Origin of the sequence: Mycoplasma sp. HS2188, from assembly GCF_025209835.1 — a bacterium.
GTDB lineage: Bacteria > Bacillota_I > Bacilli_A > Mycoplasmatales > Metamycoplasmataceae > Mycoplasmopsis.
Genome location: NZ_JAOAOI010000006.1, coordinates 16,714 through 39,655, shown reverse-complemented (window position 1 = coordinate 39,655; position 22,942 = coordinate 16,714). Strand labels below are relative to the sequence as shown.

At 29.9% G+C, this 22,942-nt stretch carries 26 protein-coding genes; 5 read left to right on the top strand and 21 right to left on the bottom strand.

All coding sequences use genetic code 4. The annotated features are described in order from the left end of the window. Nucleotides 1-221: 221 nt before the first annotated feature. From gatB to N1F73_RS02610, 8 genes are read right to left on the bottom strand one after another with little or no spacing between them, the layout of a single operon-like run. A complete protein-coding gene (gene gatB / locus N1F73_RS02645; protein WP_260359983.1) occupies nucleotides 222-1,640 on the bottom strand; it encodes an Asp-tRNA(Asn)/Glu-tRNA(Gln) amidotransferase subunit GatB in 1,419 nt (472 codons plus the stop codon). Beyond that, nucleotides 1,633-2,961: an amidase family protein gene (locus N1F73_RS02640; RefSeq protein ID WP_260359982.1), complete on the bottom strand. Its 1,329-nt coding sequence runs from the start codon at nucleotides 2,959-2,961 to the stop codon at nucleotides 1,633-1,635. The genes gatB and N1F73_RS02640 overlap by 8 nt, the downstream gene beginning before the upstream one ends. Next, nucleotides 2,961-3,263 carry an Asp-tRNA(Asn)/Glu-tRNA(Gln) amidotransferase subunit GatC gene (locus tag N1F73_RS02635; RefSeq protein ID WP_260359981.1) on the bottom strand — a complete coding sequence of 101 codons (303 nt, stop codon included), beginning with the start codon at nucleotides 3,261-3,263 and terminating at the stop codon, nucleotides 2,961-2,963. The genes N1F73_RS02640 and N1F73_RS02635 overlap by 1 nt, the downstream gene beginning before the upstream one ends. Before the next feature lie 7 nt (nucleotides 3,264-3,270). Then, a complete protein-coding gene (locus N1F73_RS02630) occupies nucleotides 3,271-4,131 on the bottom strand; it encodes an RluA family pseudouridine synthase (RefSeq protein WP_260359980.1) in 861 nt (286 codons plus the stop codon). A gap of 26 nt (nucleotides 4,132-4,157) precedes the next feature. After that, nucleotides 4,158-4,742, bottom strand: a complete 585-nt coding sequence (scpB, locus tag N1F73_RS02625; RefSeq protein ID WP_259289984.1) for an SMC-Scp complex subunit ScpB — start codon at nucleotides 4,740-4,742, stop codon at nucleotides 4,158-4,160. Next, nucleotides 4,732-5,487: a segregation/condensation protein A gene (locus N1F73_RS02620; protein WP_259289985.1), complete on the bottom strand. Its 756-nt coding sequence runs from the start codon at nucleotides 5,485-5,487 to the stop codon at nucleotides 4,732-4,734. The genes scpB and N1F73_RS02620 overlap by 11 nt, the downstream gene beginning before the upstream one ends. Beyond that, entirely contained in the window at nucleotides 5,480-6,223 is a 744-nt protein-coding gene (locus N1F73_RS02615; RefSeq protein ID WP_260359979.1) for a lysophospholipid acyltransferase family protein, read from the bottom strand. The genes N1F73_RS02620 and N1F73_RS02615 overlap by 8 nt, the downstream gene beginning before the upstream one ends. A gap of 9 nt (nucleotides 6,224-6,232) precedes the next feature. Continuing rightward, nucleotides 6,233-6,535: a 4'-phosphopantetheinyl transferase superfamily protein gene (locus N1F73_RS02610; protein WP_260359977.1), complete on the bottom strand. Its 303-nt coding sequence runs from the start codon at nucleotides 6,533-6,535 to the stop codon at nucleotides 6,233-6,235. A gap of 143 nt (nucleotides 6,536-6,678) precedes the next feature. Here N1F73_RS02610 and recU point away from each other — a divergent pair, with 143 nt between their 5' ends. Beyond that, the gene (gene recU, locus N1F73_RS02605) at nucleotides 6,679-7,167 is read left to right on the top strand and encodes a Holliday junction resolvase RecU (RefSeq protein WP_260359975.1); all 489 of its coding nucleotides are present in this window, start codon (nucleotides 6,679-6,681) and stop codon (nucleotides 7,165-7,167) included. Here the strand turns inward: recU and N1F73_RS02600 are convergent. From N1F73_RS02600 to gmk, 12 genes are all read right to left on the bottom strand, one after another. After that, entirely contained in the window at nucleotides 7,156-7,431 is a 276-nt protein-coding gene (locus N1F73_RS02600; RefSeq protein WP_259289989.1) for an HU family DNA-binding protein, read from the bottom strand. The two genes, recU and N1F73_RS02600, sit on opposite strands and share 12 nt — an antisense overlap. Nucleotides 7,432-7,559: 128 nt before the next feature. Further along, nucleotides 7,560-8,870, bottom strand: a complete 1,311-nt coding sequence (gene der / locus N1F73_RS02595) for a ribosome biogenesis GTPase Der (RefSeq protein WP_259289990.1) — start codon at nucleotides 8,868-8,870, stop codon at nucleotides 7,560-7,562. Next, on the bottom strand, nucleotides 8,860-9,537 hold the full coding sequence (gene cmk / locus N1F73_RS02590) for a (d)CMP kinase (RefSeq protein ID WP_259289991.1): 678 nt from the start codon (nucleotides 9,535-9,537) through the stop codon (nucleotides 8,860-8,862). The genes der and cmk overlap by 11 nt, the downstream gene beginning before the upstream one ends. 69 nt (nucleotides 9,538-9,606) lie before the next feature. Next, complete coding sequence (locus tag N1F73_RS02585; RefSeq protein ID WP_259289992.1) at nucleotides 9,607-10,077, bottom strand: hypothetical protein; 471 nt, start codon at nucleotides 10,075-10,077, stop codon at nucleotides 9,607-9,609. Nucleotides 10,078-10,135: 58 nt separating this feature from the next. Beyond that, nucleotides 10,136-11,215 carry a DnaJ C-terminal domain-containing protein gene (locus N1F73_RS02580; RefSeq protein WP_260359972.1) on the bottom strand — a complete coding sequence of 360 codons (1,080 nt, stop codon included), beginning with the start codon at nucleotides 11,213-11,215 and terminating at the stop codon, nucleotides 10,136-10,138. 94 nt (nucleotides 11,216-11,309) lie between these two features. After that, entirely contained in the window at nucleotides 11,310-12,359 is a 1,050-nt protein-coding gene (locus N1F73_RS02575; protein WP_259289994.1) for a YihY/virulence factor BrkB family protein, read from the bottom strand. Between the two features lie 51 nt (nucleotides 12,360-12,410). Then, nucleotides 12,411-13,562, bottom strand: coding sequence for an AEC family transporter (locus tag N1F73_RS02570; protein WP_260359968.1), 1,152 nt, complete (start codon nucleotides 13,560-13,562; stop codon nucleotides 12,411-12,413). Between the two features lie 210 nt (nucleotides 13,563-13,772). Further along, a complete protein-coding gene (locus N1F73_RS02565; RefSeq protein ID WP_259289996.1) occupies nucleotides 13,773-14,426 on the bottom strand; it encodes a ribulose-phosphate 3-epimerase in 654 nt (217 codons plus the stop codon). Next, complete coding sequence (gene rsgA / locus N1F73_RS02560; RefSeq protein WP_260359967.1) at nucleotides 14,419-15,255, bottom strand: ribosome small subunit-dependent GTPase A; 837 nt, start codon at nucleotides 15,253-15,255, stop codon at nucleotides 14,419-14,421. The genes N1F73_RS02565 and rsgA overlap by 8 nt, the downstream gene beginning before the upstream one ends. 8 nt (nucleotides 15,256-15,263) lie before the next feature. Beyond that, complete coding sequence (locus N1F73_RS02555) at nucleotides 15,264-16,250, bottom strand: serine/threonine-protein kinase (protein ID WP_260359960.1); 987 nt, start codon at nucleotides 16,248-16,250, stop codon at nucleotides 15,264-15,266. Beyond that, nucleotides 16,250-17,023: a PP2C family serine/threonine-protein phosphatase gene (locus N1F73_RS02550; protein WP_260359958.1), complete on the bottom strand. Its 774-nt coding sequence runs from the start codon at nucleotides 17,021-17,023 to the stop codon at nucleotides 16,250-16,252. The genes N1F73_RS02555 and N1F73_RS02550 overlap by 1 nt, the downstream gene beginning before the upstream one ends. Then, nucleotides 17,016-17,612, bottom strand: a complete 597-nt coding sequence (gmk, locus tag N1F73_RS02545) for a guanylate kinase (RefSeq protein ID WP_259289999.1) — start codon at nucleotides 17,610-17,612, stop codon at nucleotides 17,016-17,018. The genes N1F73_RS02550 and gmk overlap by 8 nt, the downstream gene beginning before the upstream one ends. Before the next feature lie 230 nt (nucleotides 17,613-17,842). Between gmk and secG the strand changes: the two genes are divergently transcribed. The 4 genes from secG to metG are packed head-to-tail and all read left to right on the top strand — an operon-like array spanning nucleotide 17,843 to nucleotide 22,561. After that, the gene (gene secG / locus N1F73_RS02540) at nucleotides 17,843-18,079 is read left to right on the top strand and encodes a preprotein translocase subunit SecG (protein ID WP_260359955.1); all 237 of its coding nucleotides are present in this window, start codon (nucleotides 17,843-17,845) and stop codon (nucleotides 18,077-18,079) included. Between the two features lie 3 nt (nucleotides 18,080-18,082). Next, nucleotides 18,083-20,242, top strand: a complete 2,160-nt coding sequence (gene rnr / locus N1F73_RS02535) for a ribonuclease R (RefSeq protein ID WP_259290001.1) — start codon at nucleotides 18,083-18,085, stop codon at nucleotides 20,240-20,242. A gap of 1 nt (nucleotide 20,243) precedes the next feature. Continuing rightward, nucleotides 20,244-21,014 (top strand): tRNA1(Val) (adenine(37)-N6)-methyltransferase, encoded by a 771-nt coding sequence (locus tag N1F73_RS02530; RefSeq protein WP_259290002.1) that lies wholly within the window; start codon nucleotides 20,244-20,246, stop codon nucleotides 21,012-21,014. 8 nt (nucleotides 21,015-21,022) lie between these two features. Then, nucleotides 21,023-22,561, top strand: coding sequence for a methionine--tRNA ligase (gene metG / locus N1F73_RS02525; protein WP_259290003.1), 1,539 nt, complete (start codon nucleotides 21,023-21,025; stop codon nucleotides 22,559-22,561). Nucleotides 22,562-22,584: 23 nt separating this feature from the next. On the opposite strand, the gene N1F73_RS02520 is transcribed toward metG, so the two are convergent. Continuing rightward, a complete protein-coding gene (locus N1F73_RS02520; RefSeq protein ID WP_259290004.1) occupies nucleotides 22,585-22,935 on the bottom strand; it encodes a hypothetical protein in 351 nt (116 codons plus the stop codon). Nucleotides 22,936-22,942 lie beyond the last annotated feature (7 nt).

Below are 22,942 nucleotides of genomic sequence, written 5' to 3'. Positions count from 1 at the left end.
ATAGCAAGGTATAAAATGGTGCTTCGGTTAGAAGCTTTGTACCATTTGTTGCCTTGCCTTAAAAGGCGTACGCGCGCGTGCAAAAGAAAATTTTATTTTTTTGCACCAGTTTTTAAAACGCAAAAATCTTAAAAATTTCTAAAAAAAATTAGGTATAATGGTATTAATCGAAAATTAACTAGTTAGGTTTTCAGCTAACACACTAATTTTTTACCGATCCTTTAATTATTAAATTTTTCATTCAGTATTTTTTCAATAATTTCAATCGCTTTTGTAGGGTTTACTTGACCACCAGAAATTTTCATTAATGAACCTTGAATCATTTTTAAAACTCTTTCAGGTCTGGTAGGGTACTCGTCAATAACTTTTGTGTTTTGCACGATTATTTCGTTAACTCAATTAGCGATTGTTGATGTATCTGAAATTTGAGCAAGTTTATGTTTTTGAACCAATTCATCAATATTTTCATTGAAATTTTGCAATAAAGGTATTAATTTTTTAAATGCCCTTCCACTTATTACTTCGTTGTCTAATAAAGCAATAGCTTGCTCAATATATACTGGTTTAATGTTTAATTCGACTACGTGTTTTTGCAATGAATTTGCAAGTGAGACAACTTCAGCGAAAAATAGTTTAGATAATTTATCTTTATTATCAACATTTATTGAGTCAAAGAAGTTGGCTAACTCAATATCATTTACTAATGAATTGATATAAATTTGTTGAATTCCGCTATCTTTATATCTTTGTTCTCTTTCTCAAGGTAATTCATTAATTTTGATTGAATTAATAAAATCATCACTTATTTTAATTATTGGAATATTTGGTTCGGGAAAATATTTATAATCAACTTGACCGGTTTTAACACGCATTGAGACATTTGTTTGATTTTCGGGGTTAAAACGTTTTGTTTCTTGCAATATTTTTTCACCCATTCTTAATTTTTTAGTTTGGATTTCAATTTCGTTTTCAATTGCTTTAGCAATACCACGGAAGGTATTGATGTTTTTAATTTCAACCTTAGTACCAAAAACATCAAATCCTTTTGGTCTTAATGAAATATTTACGTCAGCTCTTAATGATCCTTCTTCCATTTTGGCGTCAGAAATACCTAAAGATAAAGCGATTTGACGAATACTGCTTACATATTCGACTGCTTGCTCAGCACTTCTGATTGAAGGTGTTGTTACTATTTCGATTAAAGGTACGCCCGCACGGTTGTAATCTAATTTAGTAACTTCGCCGTGGTGTTGTCTTGCTGTGTCTTCTTCTAAATGTATTCTTTCAATTTCAACTTTTGAACCTGTTTCACGATTTGTAATAATATGTCCGTTTGAACCAATTGGTCTAAAAAATTGAGTAATTTGATAGCCCTTTGGTAAATCGGTATAAAAATAGTTTTTACGGTCAAAATGCATTTCAGTATCAATGTCCATTTTCAAGGCTTTTGCAAGTTTTATAGCACTGATTACTGCTTCTTTATTCAATAAAGGTAAGGTTCCTGGGTAACCTAAATCAATCTGGTTAATTGTAGTGTTAGGTTGGGCGTTAAAATCTATTCTTGCCGGTGAGAACATTTTAGTTTTAGTGTTTAATTCAAGGTGTATTTCTATCCCAATAACTACTTCAAAACTATTCATTTTTGCCTCCTAAAAATTCCTCAATTCATAAAGTGTGTGAAAGTAATTTTTCGTCAGTGTAAATTGCTGAATCTATTGCTAAATTAATACCTAATTCTTTTTCTTTAATTCAAGGGATTGTTATTGATGGGTTACCAGCTAAGTTTGAAGTTGTTAAAATGTATTCCATAAAGTCATATGACTTATTCTTTGTTGAATCAATAAAAGGAGCTATATCACCGCTTGCTGGGTAAATAACAACATCATATTTTGAATGTAAATCATCTCAATACTCTTTGATTAATCTTCTAACTTGTTGAGCTTTTATAAATAATTCTTTTTGGTTTTCTGAAAACAAGAAAATGCTTCCTAAAGTCAATCTTCTTTGAACCATTGTTCCAAAACCTTGCGAACGAGTATTAGTCATTATTTGTTCTCAACTTTCACCTTGTTTTCTTTCGCCGAATGCAATTCCGTTTAAATTAGACAAATTTGAAGAAGCTTCAGAGTAAGAGATAATATCGTAAACAGGTTTAACAGCCCTTAATAAATCCTCATTAATTTTGACTTTTTCAATTGAAATATCTGTATTTTCTAGTTTTTCAATAAGAGCTTTGTACGATTGGCTTGTAAAAGGCGAAAGATATTTTTCATTAATATCTAAAACAGCAATTGATCTTGGTTTTAATTTCGCTACATTGTCAATTTTGACTTCTACAGTTGTAAAATCTTTGTTATCAATGCCATATAAAACTTGTGAAATTAAAGCAATATCATTGGTGTTGTGCGCAAAATAACTAACAGTATCTAATGAAGATGCGTATGCAAACATACCATATCTACTGATTGCTCCATAGCTAGGTTTAAAACCAACAATTGAGTTATATGAAGCTGGTAGACGCACACTATCGCCGGTGTCTGAACCGAGTGCAAACGAAATATTTTCAGTCAAAGTAGCGGCTGAACCTGAAGAAGATCCCCCTGCTAATCTTTGTGAATCTTTAGGGTTAGCAATCAAACCGAAAGCACTAAAAGTCCCAGTTCCCCCTAAAGCCAATTCATCATTGTATACCTTAGCAACCGGAATTGCTCCGGCATCAATTAGTTTTTGAACTGATGTTGCATTATAACCAGGTTGGAAATTAGCCAATAATTTACTTGATGCAGTTGTTTTGGCATTATCTGTAGCAAAAACATCCTTAATAGTAAAAACAGCATTTTTTAGTAAACCTTCAGTATTTTTATTGAAATTTTCTTCAAAAACGTGTGCTACTGCGTTATTTTTATCAGCTTTTAATTCAGCTAATGCTTTATCCAAATTTCCGTAATTTAATAGTTTCATTATTTCACCACCTTAGATGTTATTATGTAGTCTTCATCGGCATCAGAAGCGTTTTGTAAGGCTTGTTCTTTTGTGATTGCTCAATTGTTATTTTCAATGTCTTCCCTGAAAAAATCAAGCAAAGGTTTTTCGTTGATATGTGTTAAAGGTTTTACACCTTCTGTATCTATTTTTTGCATATTAGATATTTGTTTTTCTAATATATTTCATTCTGAAAGAATTTGTTCTATGACTTCATCGCTTGGTTCTAAAAGTAAATTTTTAACGATACTTATTAGTTTTTCTTTATCTATGACTTTCATTTTTCTCCTATACTCAATTTTTTGGTTTACACGAGAAGGTTTTATCATTTAAATAAGATAGATTGCCTTCTAAATTTTTAAATTTCAATGAATACGAATGCAACAACACACGTCTAAAAGCTTTGGCACCATATTTAGTATCTCCAACTATTGGGGCATTTAAATATGCGCAAGTGGCTCTAATTTGATGTTTTTTACCAGTTATTATTTTTGCGTGGTATTGCCCGTTAATTCATTCAATGTTTGTTATTGCTAATTGTGAGTTTTTTGTTTCATTATCGGTTATAATCATGCGCTTTTGTGACTCGTTTTTACTGATAAATAGTGAGTAAAGATTATCAGTAATTTTTGCCTCAGGGACAAAAATATAATCTTTATCAAAGGCGTTGTTTGCTTTGTTTAATTCAACTAATGACTCATAGTTTTTTGCATAAACTATCAGACCGCTTGTGACTTTATCTAGCCTTCCAACATGACTAGGTTTAAACGAAGTGTTTTGTTCAAAATTTAAATATGAATAAACTTGTTGGTCAAGCGAATTTGAATTTCCGTGAACTTCAACGCCTTCTTTTTTATTGATTAAAATAATATTGTTATCTTCGTATATAATCTCGCTTGTTAAGGTTATTGATGAGTTGAATTTAGTCAATAACGAGTCATTATCATTGAGTCCATAAACTTCAATAATGTCATTTTCTTGAATTATGTAATTAAAGTCTTTTGTGCGTTTGGAGTTTATTTTTACGTCGCCGTTACGCAGTGTTTTATGTAATTTAGATAAGGGCACTTTTTTGTATATTGAAGATAGAAATTTCAATAATTTGCGTTGATTATCGTTAGATGTCGCAATAAAAGATTGCTTTGACATTGTAATATAAAATAGTGGAAAAACCACTATTCGTATTGGTCAGGTCTTTGCGAGTCAAAGAAACTGAAATCTTCTTGAGATTCATCATCTAAACCATCAACAAAGTTAAACTCATTTAATCTTGGTAAATCAGCCATTGTTTTAATTCTAAAGTAATCATAAAACTTGTTAGTGATTCCGTATAAAACAGGGTTACCAGGAGTAGGGCTTATACCAACTTCTTCAATAACACCTTTTGCCAATAATGTATTCATTACTTGTTCACTGGCCACTCCACGAATGTTATTAACCATTGAACGAGTTACAGGAGCTTTATAAGCCACAATACCTGCAACTTCAATAGCAGCATTTGACAATCTGTGTTTCTTAACAACTTGCACCATTTTCGCAATGTATTCACGATATGTTTCACGTGTTGCTAATTTATATATTTCATTGAAATTTACAACTTTTAGGGCAGTTTCGCGCTTGTTGTATTCTTTAATGAAATCATTAATCACTTTTTTTGCTTCCTGTGTTGTGTTAAGGTTGAAAATTTCTTTTACTTGTTCCAAAGTTAAACCTTCATCACCTTGAATATACAATAAAGCTTCTAAAATATTATTTTTCATATTCTGGACCTCTTTCGAATGTAATTGTTCCGAATTGTTCTTTTTGGGTTAATTTGATTCTTTGTGTTTTAACTAAGACTAAAATTGCTAAAAAAGTAATTACGAAGTGGTTCATGCTTGGCTGATTAAAGATCATTTCAAACGTTACATTTTCATAATTATCAAATAGATTTAAAATAAATGGAATTTGATCTTGCGGTGTTAATTGGAAATGGTCTAATTTTGTTTGTCTTAATTTTTGTGCATAAGTACGCTCAAACATTTTTCTTAAAACTGTAACAAGTTTAAGTGGGTTAGAAGTCCCGTCTAATTGGGATTTATCGTCATCAACTAAAAACTCTTCAATATCACTTGGTTTTTTAATAAAGATCAATTTTCTAGCTTCTTCTCTTTCACGTAAAGCTTTCGAAATTTCTTTAAATTGTTGATATTCATACAAACGACGCAATATTTCTCGCTTGTCTTCTTCAATTTCTGGTTTTTCTTCTGGGGTGTACAAAATCATTTTTGTTTTTAACGCTAACAATGTTGCAGCCATAACTAAATATTCACCAGCAATATCAATTTCATTATCTTGTAAATTTTGAATGATATTTAAGTAAGCTGAAGCTAACTCGGCAACATCAATATCCATGATGTCCTTTTTCTTATCTTGGACCAATGCTAATAATAAATCAAGTGGACCATCAAAATTTTTAATATTTATTGAAAATTTTTCTGTGTCATTTACAAAAATACTACTCATTTTCTAAAGCCTTTTCAATTAATGTTTTTACACGTGAAGCAACTGCTTGATTTTCCATAGATAGAAATTCTCCTGGCTTAATAGCTTTTAAAAAGTTAACTTTGACAACAAGTTTTTTAGCACGATTTTTATTCAATGCATCTCGTGTGTCGCTGATAGCCACAGGAATAATCGATAGATATTGACTTTGAGCAACTTTAACTGCTCCTGCTTTAAATTCGCCTAAACCATCTTCTTTAATTCTGGTTCCTTCTGGGAAAATAACTCCGTATCTTTTATTAGACTTAATAAAATCACCGTAAGTTTTCAAAGCTTTAACTGATTGTCTAATGTCTTGACGGTTGATAAAGATAGTATCTAATAATTCCAATGCATTTTTAACAATTCCTTTTTTCTTCAACTCAATTTTTGCTAAAAAAGTTGGTATTTTATTTCCACCTTGTTTGGCATGATTTGTCTTTCTTAATGCCGCTAGCAAAATCACTGGATCCATATTTGACTTGTGATTAGGCATTAAGATTGCTGGTGATTTAGGTAAATCATCATAGCCGGTAACTTCTAACTTAACATTAAAGTATCAAAGAATTTGTCTTGCTCTCTTCAACAAGTAGTCATTTCTTTGTTGAGGTGTTAAATCATTAGGTTGTCTACGATATTTTCTTGCCTGTGCTCTCAGTCTTCATAAACATCATAGAAAATGTCATCATAGAAAAATCATTTTTATATTAAAACTCATAATTGCTCCTTAATTTTTGCTTACTACAAAGGCAATAACTAAATCACCTTCGTTACTATTGGAAATTGTGTAGTTATCATTGTATTCTCATCCAGTTTCAGTGTGTGTCAATTCAATTTTATTGAACTCAAACAACTGATTATCAGCTTTGAATAAAGCTTCTTTGATTGCTCAAATAGTTGCTAAATCCTTAGTCTTATTTTTGCTCTTCGCAATAATTTTTAGTTCATTTGGATGACAATAACGCTTCTCAAATCCGTTAGGAATATTTAGAAATCTCTGGATTGATGTTATATCTACTCCTATTTTCATATGATTATTATAATTTATTTTATTTATTAATATTAAATATTAATTTATATTAAGCACGAATTTGTTTAAAGTATTATTTTTTGCCAAAATTAATTATTTTTTCCTTTTTTATTTTTTTCAATAATTTTCGGTGTTTTTATTGCATGAATAAAAATCGTGGAATGCTGTTAGAAAAAATCATAAACCAGACAATTTCATATTATGAAAAAAACGGTCTTGCTCTAATTGAGAAGAAAACTTTACCTATTAAATTTCATAAAATGAATTCAAATAAAGAAGTCAGCGGGGCTTTTATCTTTAAGAAAAGTACTGTTGATTACATCGGTTGTTTCAATGGAACTTTTATTGCATTTGAAGCCAAAAGCACAAACGAAAATAGACTGCCATCATCCAATATTTCTACTCACCAAATTGAATATTTAAGCAAAATTAATTCATTAGGAGGCATCTCTTTTTTCATTGTTTTATTTTCCTTATGAGATGAATTCTATTTGATTGATGCTATGTACTTAATTAAACATTGAAAAAAATCGTGGTCATATGAAGAAATAAAAAATGCCGGATACTCTATCGAGCTAACGTATCCAGGCATTATTGATTTTTTACCTTATTTAAACAACTTATTCGGCTAGTTGTTCTTTTAAATATTTAGATGGTTTAAATTTAACAACACGTTTCTTTTTAATTGTTATTTTTTCTTTTGTGAAATGATTAATAGCATCACGTCCATCTCTAACGACAGTTTCGAATGTTCCAAGAGCACTTAGTTGAACTTTTTCATCTCTTACAAGACAATCTTTAAGTACGCTAATAAACTTTTCAAAAAAGTCGTTAGCAATTCTAACGGGAACACCCATTAAATCAGCCACTTCTGCAACAAATTCTTTTTTAGTCATATTATTCCTTTCGTTAATTTAACATTTTATTATATTATTTTCGTTTCATATTTCTAAATAAATAAAGAAGAGAAATTTGATTGAAAAAGAAAATATAGAAAAAATACTCTTTTTTTATTGAAAAAATTTTATTCTAGACCAGATTTATTTTTGAAAATCAATTTTATTGGTGTACCTTCAAAGTCAATCATTTGTCTAATTTGTTTTTCTAAGAATCTTTCATAGCTTCAGTGTAAGAATTTTTTATTGTTTACATAAAACATAAAAGTCGGGATTCTAGTGTTTAATAATTTTCTTGCGAAATAAATATTTAACCTTCCACCATTATAAGGGGCAGCGGGTTGAATTAACTGAGTTTCTCTTATCAAGTTAGAAAGTATTGAAGGTTTAACATCACGTTCTAAATTTTCTTTGACATGTAAAATTGTCTCTAATAATTTATCAATTCTTTTGTTTTGCAAGACAGAGATAAATCTAAATGGCACTCAAGGAACAAAGTGGAATTTGTTACGCATATTTTTTTCAAAATTGGCCATTGTGTTTGTTTCTTTTTCAATTAAATCTCATTTGTTTATTGCGATTATTATTGGTTTTGAGTTTTCTAAAGCATATCCAATTATTCTAGAATCAAAATGGCTTAATTCCCTTGACGCATCAATCATAATTATTGACAAATCTGATTCATCAAGAGCTGAAATCGCACGCATCAATGCGTACTTATCGATCATATCAACAATTTTACTTTTTTTGGTAATACCTGCAGTATCGACCAACTCAAATTTTTGGTCTTTAATTGTAACAAAAGTTTTAACGCTATCTCTAGTTGTTCCGGCAATATCACTGACAATCGATCTTTCTTCGCCTGATAGTAAGTTTAATAATGAAGATTTACCAGAATTTGGTCTTCCGATTATCGAAAGTCTGAAATTTTTATCAGTTTTTTCATCATCAAGATTTAAGTAAAACAGACATTCATCTAGCACATCACCAACCCCGTGTCCGTGTTGTGCACTGATTTGAAATATTTTATCAACCCCAAGAGAATATCATGATCAATTAAATAAATCTTTATTGTCAAGCTTATTAGCAACAACTATTACTGGTTTGCCGCTTTTACGAAGAATACTCAAAATCATCTGGTCATCGTTTGTTATTTCCGAAGAACCATCCACCATAAAAACAATTACATTCGCTTCATCAATTGCAATTTTTGCCTGAGTTCTAATTTGTTCTTGAAAAGGGCGGTTTTCTACTTCAATTCCGCCTGTGTCAATAACTTTAATTTCTTTGCCGCTTCACTCAAAAGTTTCGTATAGTCTGTCTCTAGTTACACCAGGTTCATCGTATGTAATTGAACTTTTTTTACCCACTAAACGGTTAAATAAAGTACTTTTACCAACATTTGGCTTTCCGATTATTGCGATTACGTTATTTCTCATTCTCTTTTTCCTTAATTAATGAAACAATGTTTTCAACTACTGTTTCGAAACTCATTGAAGTGCAATCGATAACTTTTGCGTCAGGAACTATTTTTAGAGGATCATTTTTTCTGCTTGAATCTTGTTTATCTCTCGCTTCAACTTCGGCCAATACCTCATTGAAGTTTGTATTGTAACCTAATTGTTGGTTTTGTAAAATACGACGTCTCGCTCTTTCGTTTGCTGTAGCTGTTAGGAAAATTTTTACTTCTGCATGAGGCATAATACGATATGTGGTGTCTCTGCCATCCATAATGTATCCTTTGTTTGCCCTTGTGATTTTTTGTATATATTCAACAACATATTCTCTAACTTTTTTGTAAACAGCAATGTTTGATGAAATTTGTGAGATTTCATCAGATCTTATTAATAAAGTTATATCTTTTCCGTCAGCAAAAATTTTCTGATTTTCATCTAAAGTTATTTTTAAAATTTCATCTTTTAAGTTTTGGTTAACAAGTTCTTCGTTTTTATGGTCGATATTCAATTGGTTAATCACGTAAGCGATAGCACGATAAACACTGCCAGAACTTAAAAAGGCATAATTAATTCTCTTCGCTACTTCTTGTGAAACTGTGGACTTACCAGCACCTGATGGTCCGTCAATAGCAACGTTAATTTTTTTCATATTTCTCCTTACATAATAGCGTTTAAAACTACAATATATAAATCTTACTAAAAAAAGTAATTTTTTTGTTTAAAGTTCTACTTTTGTTATGACAATTTCAGCTGATTCGGCTATTGTCATTGTGTCGCCATCATCAAATCTCGAATTTAAACCTGTATCGTAGCCATCGAAATTTCTCATTTCCAAAAAAAATTGTTTAGTCATTTCTAAAGTCTCTTTATCTTGCAATGATATTTTGTTGAAGTAATTATTTTTTGAACCCTTTAATTTTTGTTCAAAAACAGTTAAATTGACTTTGATATCAGTAAGCTCCTTTGTATTGATAATGTCAATATTTTGGTTACTATTTAGCTCTTTTTGGGAAATAAAGACATCATCTAGATCTTTATCTAAATTGTTTTCTGGTAGTAAAGAAAAAAACATTTCAACATCATTTTTGAAATTTTCGTCTTCTTTAAGTAGAGAGCTAAATAAGCTTTTTGCATCGTACCCCTTACTTGGGAATACATTTTCTAAATTTATTTTTTTAGGAGATTTCATATTTTTATTATAAATAACAAATATAAATAAAATAAAAAAACATCATTAAATGATGTTCTTAAAATTGTTTTATGAAATCTTTATTTGTGGAGTCTGAATATTTATCTAAATCTTTGGCCATTTTCTTGAATTCTGTGTTTGATAATTCAGGAATCATAACTTTAAATGTAATTCTCAACTCACCAACTCTTCCATTCTTTTTAACACCTTTGCCATTTAAAATTATTGTTTGTCCATTTTGATAATTTCGACGAAGTTTGATAGTTTCGTTACCATATGGAGTAGGAACTAAAACCTCATTTTCTTTAACGATATCTAGGAAAGATACTGGATATTCTAAAAATAGATTTAAACCTTTACGAATGTAGTGTTTATGGTCTTTTACATAAATTTCAACATACATATCTCCTGAAGGCCCGCCGTTTTCACCACGGTCACCATATCCGGCAAGTTTAATTCTTTCGCCAGTGTCGGCACCTTCACTAACATTGAATGATACTTTTTTGTTTTTTCTAATATATTTTTCGCCTTTACATTGATTACATTTGTTGGCAATTATTTCTCCAACTCCATTACAGTTGCGACATGTACCAACGGTGTTGATTACACCAAAAGGTGTTCTTTGTTGAAATTGTTGTTGTCCTGAACCGTTGCAAACACTACATGTTTTGATATCTGAAGCATTTTGGGCACCCTTGCCATTACACAAATCACATATTTCTCATTTTTTTAATTCAAGTGTAACTTGTTTACCTTTGATTGCATCATTAAAATCAATTTGAATTCTAGATAGCAAATCATCGCCACGAGAAGGGCCATATGAGTGTGATGAACTCGAACCAGTAAAGCTATTGAAAAATGAACCAAAAATATCACCAAAACCGCCCATATCGCCACCAAAACCGCCAAAGCCTTGTGGAGCATCTTCAGTGCCATATTTATCGTAATTTGCTCTCTTTTCTTTGTCGCTTAATACTTGGTATGCTTCGTTTATTTCTTGCATTTTTTTATCACTTGTTCCATCTTTTAATTTATCTGGGTGATATTGCATTGCCAATTTACGGTAAGCAGTTTTAATTTCTTTTTCTGTTGCGTCTTTAGAAATTCCTAGAATTTTATAATAATCTTTTTTACTCATGTTTTATATTTTAGCACAAAAAGTATTAGAGTGCTAAATATTAATAATTAATAAAATTCGGTGTTTTTTGTATTAAAACGCTGAATTTTATTGACTATTTTATTCTTTTTAAGAAAAAATCCCTTTTTGCTATCGTATAACTTGAATAATAGGTTTTGTAATAAGACTCATTTACAATCAAGCCGATAAATATAAAATATGATAAAGATGAAACAAATAAAGCTATATACATAAATGTTCCAATTGCTCCGTATTGGGTGTAATTGATAAGTGATGTTAAATATCCGAAAACACCAATGAAAATCATATTGGGGATTGTAGCTAATAATACACCTGGTAAAACAGAGTTTCATGGCAATTTAAAACTTGGTGTCAGCTTGTAAATTAATGAAAAACCAAAGTATAAAACCAATATTAAGTAAAACATAAAACTAATGTAAAAAAATACTAGTTCACCAACAACTGAAAGTCTTGGAACAATTAATTTATAAAAAGATATGTATATTAAAGAAACTATAAACAAATACAAACTAATGCCAAGAACAATAAAAAAGCCTTTTAGTCTATTTAAGAAAAAGTTACCTAGGTTTTCGTGACCGTATATGTAATTTTGTGAGTATATAAAACGCCCTCAACCACTCGAACCTAATCATGTAGAACCGAACAATAAAATACCAATTGTTGTGTATTGCACACTCTGATTAATTTTAAAGTTTGGAATGTTTAATATTGATTTAACACCAGGAATTATACGACTCAAAATAATGTCTAAAAACACTGTATTATAGCCATTGATGAATGACAACAACACAACAACAACTGTCAATATAGGAACAAAGGAGATTAGAAAGTAAAATGATAATGATATTGGAATAAATGCTGATTCTTTAGCTGTAAATTTTTGGTATGTACGATCTATCAACTCGCTTGACTTACTTTTATTTTTTCAACTCGTTTTAGGGGTTGAAATAAATAAAATTAACATTAAGAAAAATTTAGCAATTTTTTCAAATAGTCAAAAAGTGCTATTTTCGTTTTGAATAATGTTACGTGATACTCATGTTTTTTTTATTGTTTTTTTGTATGCTTTATACATTTTTTTCGGTTCAATACCAGTATAAATATTGTTGTTTGTTTCTTTCATATGTATATTATAAAAAGATATTAAAAAAAGCAATATTTAAATTGCTCTTTATTATGTGAATAATAATTGACAAAGAATTATTCAAATCGGTAAAGAAACGATTGAAGCCAGTGTTGAAAGCGCTGAAGCACGAGCTGTAAATGTCGGGGCCTTATTGTATGACAATGCGATTGCGGCCGGAACTGCTCCTGGTGGCGTTGCACTAACAACAACGATTGATAGTGCTGCAACAGCACCAACTTTATGATTTGAATTATAAAGTGAATACATTACACCCAACATTAATAATGGGATTATTACAATTTTAACGATTGTGTAAAATCAGACTCATTTATCAGTGAAAACAGCTCTAAGTTTGCTTTCACTCATTTTCATTCCGACAGTTAATCAGACAAGTGGAGTACATAAAGATGCTAACATATTGGCGATATTTTTAAAGTATGGCATTGTCACGCCTGCGTCCATTCAACCGGATGCAGTCAATGTCGTGCGTTCGTATATAGATTTTGCAATATTATAAATGTATTTACTGCCTTCAGCATCAAAATAAATTGGTAGGAAATTAACACCATAACTTGCTTTTTTGACTGCTAATACTGATTCATTATTGGCTAAATTCAATGTTTTAGACACGGCTTGACTGTGTTCTCCTATTGCAGGAATTAATTGAGTCAATCACAACGCAAGCCCAATAAAAGTAATAAGTAAAGTCGTGTTTGTTGCGAGTTTTTTTAAGGTATTACCCATATTTTTCTTATTGAATTTCAAACCAGTAAACATCATAAAGCAGTATGTGTATAAAAACATACGTTGAGGAACATTGAATATACTTACACTCAATATTGAAGTTGCTTCGTTTATTGTGCCACGATAAAATTCAGTAATAATTGGTAGGCCAAATGTTGTAGTGGAACCAAAAATTAACAGCATTCACATTGTCAATACTCTTTCTCGTGGTATATCACCATTTGAAGTGCGGGCAAGTGTATTGACAATTGATTTTGAGTTGCTTTTTTTAATAAAAACAGGAAGTTTTCAATCACACTTAATCCATAGTCATGAGACTATTGAAAGAATAAAATAAAACAAAAATGAAATCAATAAGATTCAGGCTTGTTCTTTTAATTTTTGCATTGTCAAAGAAGACATGAAACCTTTAATAGCAATTGCAGGTAATGCGATTTCTAAGACAATTTTACTCATCGGCCCTATTCACTCAGTTTTAAATATTGATGCTTTCGTGAGTAAAAAACCAATAAAAATAACTAAAATAGAGGCGATACAAACCCCAATTAAATTAGAGTTTGTGATCGTAGATATAAACAACTCTTTCATAATAAAAAATTATACTCCCTCCGTAGGAAATAATATTTTGTTTGATTTAATTTAAAAAAATTCCAAAAATGGAATTTATTAGTTTTTCAGTACAGACGAAATGGTTTCTTTTGTAGGGTTTTTTACTAAAAATGTTCCTGCTACACAAGCATCAGCACCTGCTTTAAAAGCTTGTGGTCCAGTTGTATCGTTGATCCCTCCGTCAACTTGAATTAAATATTGGTATTGATTTTTAGATCTTAATTTTTTTAATAAGCTTATTTTATCTAGGGCTGTTGGGATAAATTTTTGGCCGCCGGCTCCTGGTTCAACTGACATTACTAAAACAAGTGCGACATATGGTAGAAAATCTTGAATTTCTTCAACATTTGTTTGTGGTTTGATAGCTAAACCAATTCTATAATCGTGGTGTTTTTTTTCTAAAAATTCCAATAGTTCATCATGGTCTATCGCTTCATAGTGAATAGTGGTAATATCCACAACATCTTTGAATTTGTCTAAATAATCCAGTGGTTTTTCAACCATTAAGTGTGCATCCATGAAGTGTTTTGATGTGTTTTGTTTTATATCAATAATTTCTTCTAGTTCAATAGCCTTATTTGGAACAAATTTTGCATCCATTACATCATAATGAATTCATTCAATGCCCTCATTAATTAAGGTTTGTGCCATTTGTGCTCTTTTGCCTTCTTCAACATTCAATAATGAAGGTGTTACATATTTTTTACTCATTTTTTGCCTCTTTCATCATTTTTAAATAGTTTTTATATCTTAATTCAGGAATAATGCCGTCTTTGACGTGTAATTTTATATTGCAATATTCTTCAGGTTCGTTTAAATGCAGACAAGATTTAAACTTGCACATCTTTGATAATTCCTTAAATTGTTTAAATGATTGTGCTAATTGAATTTTTGATAAATTTATATCAAAACTCGAAAATCCAGGAGTATCAATTAATTCCCCGCCTAAAGTCTCAATAATTTGAACTGTTCGGGTTGTGTGCTTGCCGCGGTTTGCGAATTTAGATATTTCTTGCGTTTGAAAATTTGTTCCCGCTATTGCATTGATAAATGTTGTTTTACCAACTCCCGATTGACCCATTAATGATATGACCTTTCCGTTAAAGAAATGTTTAATTTTTTCTTTAAGATTAGCATCCTGATAATCAATATCAAAAACATCATAGCCCATTGCCCGATAAGTATTTTCTCACTCACTGAGTGCTAAATCAACTTTAGTAATAAACAAAATTGGTTCAATATCATTAGCCTCAATAAAAGCTAAATATTTATCAACTAAATAGGGTTGAAATTTTGGTTCAACTACAGACATTACAACAACAATTGCGTCAATATTTGCGACTTTAGGACGCACAAAAACGTTTTTACGTTCGTAAACTTTTGAGATGTAACCATCAGTTTCGAACTCAACTATATCACCGACCACAGGGTCTATATTTTTGTGTCTAAAAACCCCTGCGGCTGGTAAAAAGTGAGTTTGATTGTTTTCGTCTTTAATATGGTATCTTCCACCGGTTAATGAATAAATTTTTCCTTTCAACATAACTCCTAAATTAAAATTGTTAGAACAATAATACCGATTATAAATAACAATGTCAGTATAACGATTGCCGAAATAATAAATTTATTAGAATTGATGATGTCTTGAAAACTTATTTTACTTCTAGCTTTTTTAGGATTATAAGGTTTTTCGTAAAATCTTTCAGGACTGGTGCTGGTTTTTAAATCATGATACATTTCTCACATATTTTTGTATCTATTATCGGGGTCTTTGGCAGTTGCTTTAGCAATGACATTACTCAAAGCCTGCGGAATATCAATTATTTTAGTAATTTCGGGCATTGGTTGACTTTTTTGTTTATTTATTGTGTCAATCGCATCTCGGCCTTTAATTGGATACTCACCGCTCAGCATTTCGTATAACATAATTCCCAAAGCATAAATATCAGTTTTTTCAGTAGGGTTATTGCCAGCAATACACAATTCAGGTGCCATATAATACACAGTTCCAATTACTTTAGTATCTTTTGTGTAACGTTGGCTATCTTCGGATAATGCCAATCCTAAATCAATAATTTTGACTTCACGATCTCTGGTTATTAAAATGTTTTGACTTTTGATGTCTCGGTGAATTATTTTACTATTATGCAATTCACTAATTCCGTCAGCAATCTGCATTGCATAATTAGCTGCAGTTCTAGCAACTAATTTCCCGTTTTTGTTAATAATCGTTTTTAAATTTTCCCCATCAATGAATTCAGTCACTAAATATTGTTCATTATCACCAATATATGAATCGATGTATTGTGCAACACGTGATGATTTTACTTTTTTATACAGGTTTATTTCCTGCTTGAATCTCTTGATTGTTGTTTCTGTATCGGCTTGATTTTTAACTAAAAAATATTTCAAAGCGTAATAAATACCAGGTTTTCCAATTTCTTCAACCTTGTAAACTTCGCTAAAACCGCCATGCCCAATTTTGGCGATTATTTTATATTTTTGTAAGGCAACACTATTTTTATTGATTTGCATTATTTGCTCCATTCCTCAATATTTGAAAGAGAGGCATAAACAGCCGAAGCATTATCTGTTGAGCGATTATCCAATGCTTCTTGAACTAAGACTTCAACTATTTTCTGTGCTTTAATTTCTTTCTTGATAATTAATTCAATCGAAGGTTTCTCTAAAAAATTATGGACTCCATCGCTGGTGCAAAGTATGCTATGCACTGCTTTGATAGAAGCTGATAAGTCAAAGATTTCAATTTTTGTTTTTTTAAGTGGACCTAACGCCGAGGTTAAAGCCATGTTGTATTTAACGTTTCTGGCTTTTAATTCAGTGTAATTTTCTTCATTTATAAGTCGATTATACAAATTATGATCGACTGTAATTTGTTTCAAATCACCACCTTTAGTTAAAATATAAGTTCTTGAATCACCAATGTTAAAAATATATAAAAAACCATGTACTTCGCTATAAATTGCGGCCGTTACCGTTGTTCCCATATCTAAATATGCTTCTTCTACATTGGCAAAAGTTTTCATTTCTAGTCGTGCATCATTAACAACTGATTTAAATCATAAAGAAACGGAATTAACATCAAATTTCTCTAACGGCATCATTTGAGCAAATTTCTTACTGAATGTATTTACTGTAATATTCGAAGCTTTTGAACCTCCATAATGCCCACCCATACCATCACAAAGCAAAAGCATGTGAATGTTATCTTTGTGAAAAATACCTACGGCATCTTGGTTGCTATTTCGAACATTTCCTTTAACACTTAATTGAGCAAAATTATTCATGTAGTTCTTTCAATAGTAATTCTTTTATTTCTTCAGCGGCTCTATAAGGGTCATCGTTAACAACATTGTATTTAAAAATATGTCTGTCAGCTAACTCATGACTTGCTTTTTGCAGTCTTTGATCAATAGAATCTTTGGTTTCGGTGTTTCGACCAATAATTCTGTTTTTTAATTCATCAAATGACGGTGGCAAAATAAACACAGTAATTATGTTGTATTTGTTGAGATTTTCTTTATTTTCAAGAATTTTTTTAGTTCCTAATGTTTCGATTTCTAAAAAAGGAATTTTGTTATCTTTGTGAATATTATCTATTTCACTCAACAATGTTCCATAGTAATTATCGAAATGGAAGTTGTATTCCAACAATTCATTATTGGCAATTTTTTGTTCAAAATCTTCCTTGGAAATAAAAAAGTAATGAACACCGTCTATTTCGCCAGTCCGTGGTTTACGTGTTGTCGCTGAAACAGAAAGTTTAAATTTTAAATCTTCATTTTTAAATAATATTTGCTCAATAGTTCCTTTTCCTACCCCGCTAGGGCCGGTGAAAATAATTATTGGTTTCTTTTTACGATTATTAATATTCATAGTTTTATTATTATAAATTAATTTTTATATTAATATAAGAGATTATTTGCTAAGAATAACGAAAGCAAAATAAAATCAGTAATTTTTCTTTATTTTTGTTATTTTTTTCAATATTTTTATTGAAAATTTAGCAAAAATAATTTTCAACATCTATCCAATTTAATATTTAATTAATGTTATTTATCTATATTAATATATAATTGAAATTACATTACAAAGTGGAGGTAGTTATGACTGTTCTTATAATAACAATAGCGCTAATTGTTATTGCAATAATCATTATCATTATTTCGCTAATGATGTCGCCTGATTCTAATGGTTTTTCAGGTGCATTAGTTGGTTCTGGAGATCTAGAATTATTTAAAAGCTCAAAAGAAAGGGGAGTTAAAAAATTTATGAAGTGAACAATGTTTACAATGGGTATCCTTGTAATCATTTTTGCGCTTTTAATTAAATTTTTGTTATAAAACATGATAGAAGAAAAAAATATTTTTAATTTTGTTAAATCAAACCCTAAGTCAAATTTCGTTAATATCGCTAAGGGTTTAAAAATACCTTTTGATAAAAACAAACAATTGACTCAGACTTTAATGAAAATGTCTAAAAACAATCAATTGTTATACACAAGAGACAAAAACTATGTTGCTATTGAATATTTAGACACCATTGAAGGTAAATTGAAATACGCAAAAGACGGTAGATTCGGCTTTATTGACATTGAAATAGAAGGTGAAGAAAGAGTATCGTACTTTGTGTCATCAGTTAATTTTAACGGTGCTTTATCAGGAGACCAAGTTAAAGCTAAAGTTTATAAACAACTTGATTCACAAGAAGAAAAAGAATATGCAGTGGTAGTGCAAATTAAACAAAGAAACTCAACAACACTTAACGGTGTGATTGAGTTGAAAAATAACATTTTAAGCTTTAGACCTCTTAAAAATGACTTTAAAAGCTTTGATTTTGTTATCAAGGAATTTAAAGTCGACTCGAGAATTGATGACCTTGTTGTCGCAAAAATTACCGATTACAATAAAAAGACTTTAACAATAGATATTGTTGAAAAAATATCTAATATTTCAGACCCACTTTGCTATGTTAAGTCACTTTTAGCTGAGATGCAACTACCAAAAGGTTTTGAAAAAGAAGTTCTAGATGAAGCGGCTACTATTCCGGATACAATTGATGCTAAAGGAATGAAAAATAGAGTTGATTTTCGTGACGAACTAGTCATCACTATTGATGGCGAGTCTACAAAGGATTATGATGATGCTATTTCGATTAAAAAGATTGACAATAAATATTATCAATTAGGAGTTCATATTGCTGATGTGAGCTATTATGTTCGTGAAAATAGTGAAATTGATAAAGAGGCATTAAAACGTGGTACTTCTACTTATTTAGCTAATCAAGTCATTCCGATGTTACCGGAAAAATTATCAAACGGTATTTGTTCACTTAACCCCAACGAAGATAGATTTACTATGAGTATCTTGATTGACATTGATAATAATGGTAAAACAATTAAGTCAAATATTGTCCAAGGGATAATAAATTCTAAATACAGATTAACATATAAAAGAGTCAATGATTTTATAGACAATAAAGTTAAATTTACTGATAATTCATTGAATAAAATGTTGAATATCTTGTATGAATTGACACAAAAAATCCGTAAAGTTAAAAATGAAGAAGGATATATTGACTTAGAAATTGAAGAGCCAAAAATTATTCTTGACGAAAACAACAAAGTTGTTGATGTTGTTGTTGATAGAAGCGGTACCAGTGAAAAAATGATTGAAGATTTTATGGTTAGGGCAAATGAAGAAGTTGCTAAGACATTAGCAAAAAATAAAATACCTTTGTTATACCGTGTTCATGAAACACCATCAGAAGAAAAAATCAATCAATTTAAACAAGTGATGAACTCATTAAATATCAAAGTTGAAGTTGATAGCCTAAATTTAACTCCTAAATCATTCCAAAACACTATTGAAAAAATTAAAAAACAACGCTTTGATAGTTTCTTACAAACCATGTTTTTAAGAACTATGTCTAAGGCTGTTTATAGTGTTGAAAATATTGGTCACTTTGGTTTAGCGAGCGAATTTTACTGCCATTTTACAAGTCCAATTCGTAGATATCCAGACTTAATTGTTCATCGAGTAATTAGAGATATTTTAATCAATAAAGATCGTACAAAAATTGAGCACATGAATAAAATTTTGCCTGCCATAGCTGAATTGAATAGTGAATCAGAACAGAAAGCAATGCAGGTTGAACGTGATACAAATGATTTACTTTATGCAGAATATTTTGCCGATAAAATCGGTCAAAGCTACAATGTGCAAATTGTAAGTATATTGAAATTTGGTATGTTTGTTGAATTTGAAAACAAAACAAATGCTTTAGTTCATTTATCAACCATGACTGACGATGAATATGTATTGAACACTGAAGGAACAGAACTTGTAGGAACCAAAACGAAAAACAAATACCGTCTTGGCGATAAAACATCTGTTGTCATATTGAGCACTGACCCAATCAACGGTAAAGTTGATGCTTGTCTAGTAAAAAATTATCAAGATTATTACAAAGCCTTGAAAGGCAAAATTAATAAAACAAATTCTTAAAATGAAAAATAGAAATCTTGTTAAAAATTCACTTGGTTTTGATTCTGATTTATATGTTTTTCAAGATAAAGACATGTTTAATTATTCAGTGGACACGATTTTATTGGGTAATTTTGTCTTTTTAAACAAAAGAATAACAAACATGCTTGAAATTGGAACAAATAACGGTGCTTTATCAATTTTTATTAGCGATAGACATAAAGATTTACACATTGATGCAATTGAAATTCAGGAAAAAGCAGCTGAATTAGCTATTCAAAACATTGCGATGAATAATAAAACCGATCAAATTAGTGTTATCAATATTGACTTTAACGTTTTTTACAAAGAGCATATGAAAAGTAGTGCAAAAAAATATCAGTCAATTGTTGTTAATCCACCATTTTATACAATAGAGAACACAAAACTAACAAAAAATATCAATGAAGAGATGCTAATTGCAACTCACGAAGTTAAATTAAACTTAAAACAAATAATTGAGGGTAGTTCCAAAATTATCGAACAAAAAGGCTATTTAACAATGGTTATTCCTGTAGAGCGCATGGTTGATTGCTTCGAATATATGCGTCAATTTAAATTTGAACCTAAGCGTATACAAATGATTATTCCGCGCGTGGATGATAAACCAAAGTTAGTTTTAATTGAAGCTAGATATCAATCGGGATGAGGGTTACATTTTTTACCTAATTTATATCTGCATGATAACAATAATAAAAACAAACATGAATATTTACAAAATATTAAAGATCTATACAAACCAATCAAGGTTTAAGGAGTAAAATGAAAAAAACTTGCTATATTACAACACCGATTTATTACGCATCAGGGCCTTTACATATTGGGCATTTATATTCAACAATTATGGCAAGAACCCTTGCTAATTACAAAAAGATAATGGGTTATGATGTTAAATTTTTAACTGGTAGTGATGAACACGGGCAAAAAATTCAAAACAAAGCATTGAAAAATAATCAAAAACCTAAAGAATTTGTTGATGATTTAGTTAAAAGTTATATAGAAACCTGAAAAAAATGAAATATTGAAATTGACTATTTTTCACGCACAACATCTCCGCAACATGAAGCAACAGTTAAAAAAGTATTTAGTTGATTTTTAAAAAACGGCTTTATTTACAAAGATAAATACGAAGGTTTATATTCAATTGAAGATGAGGAATTTTTAACTAAGGCTCAAGCCTTAGAAATTGACGGAAAATTCTATCATCCAACTTCTAAACACGAGTTAACAAAAATGGCTGAAGAAAGTTACTTTTTTAAAATTTCAGCAATGCAAGAGTGATGAAGCGATTATGTTGCTAAAAATAGTAAATTTTTAATGCCTGAGAAAACATTAAATGAAATTCAAAGCAATTTTGTTAGCGAAGGTTTAGAAGATCTTTCGGTAACAAGAACTAATGTTGAATGAGCCATTCCAATTAATGAAGACAATAAACACACATTGTATGTTTGATTAGATGCTTTGTTTAATTATGTAACTGCATTGAATTTTGATTTAGAAAATCCAGGTGCTGATTTTGTTAAATATTGAGAAAAAGGTGATGAAATTATTCATATTTTAGGTAAAGAAATATCTAGATTCCACTTTATTTATTGACCAATGTTTTTGAAAGCAATAAATATCAAACAACCATCACACATTGTTAGTCACGGTTTGTTGCGTGATAAAGACGGACGCAAGATGTCTAAATCATTAGGCAATGCGATTGAGCCGGATTATCTTTACCAAAATTACCATCCCGAAATGATAAAATATTACTTTGCAAGTCAAATTATTTTTGGTGAAGACGGTAATTTTAGCGAAGAAAAATTGAAAGAAACAATTAACGCTGATTTAATAAATAATTATGGTAATTTAGTTTCAAGAACATTAAAAATGATTTCAAATTCATTTACAAGCGGAACAGTATATAAACATTCAAACGAACAAATTCACAAACAAATAGAAGATGAAATAATTGGTTTTGATTATGAATTTAGCTCTTTGATGGATAATTTTAAAATTGATAAAGCACACAAAAAAATAGTTGAACTTTCTTCAAAATTGAATAAATACATAGACGAAACAACACCTTGAAAATTAACAGATAATTTAGATAAACTAAATTTAATATTAAATAGATTGTTAAATGGTATTTATTCTTTATCATGAGCTTTACAAGTCACAATGCCAAACAAAATTAAAGAAGTTGCACAAGCTTTAAAAATTGATGAATTTAGTAAAGAGAATTTACACGATTTTACTAAATTTGACAACATTAAATTAGCTGATAAATTCATGTTTTTTGCCAGATTAAAATAAATAGACACACAGGTGTCTATTTTTTAATCATTTTCAGAATTAGTTAATTGCTCTTTTTCGTAAGTTCATTTACCGACTACAAACATTGCCACTAGGACATAAAATATATTGAATAATATTAAACGATTATCATTCAACTCGAAGAAACGATATTTATAGTATTTTATTGCAAAAGGTATTGAAATCATGTGTAAAATGATTGATAAAATAACACAAACTACAATTGCAATTAGTAATCCATAACCCAGTTTGGGTTGAGCTTTTTTCAATACGTTTCCTGCTACTGAAAGACCGATAAATATAGCAAAAGATGACAGAAAAAGAATTACCGAAATAATAAACAATGTATAAAAAGTATATTTATTTAATTTCATAATAAAA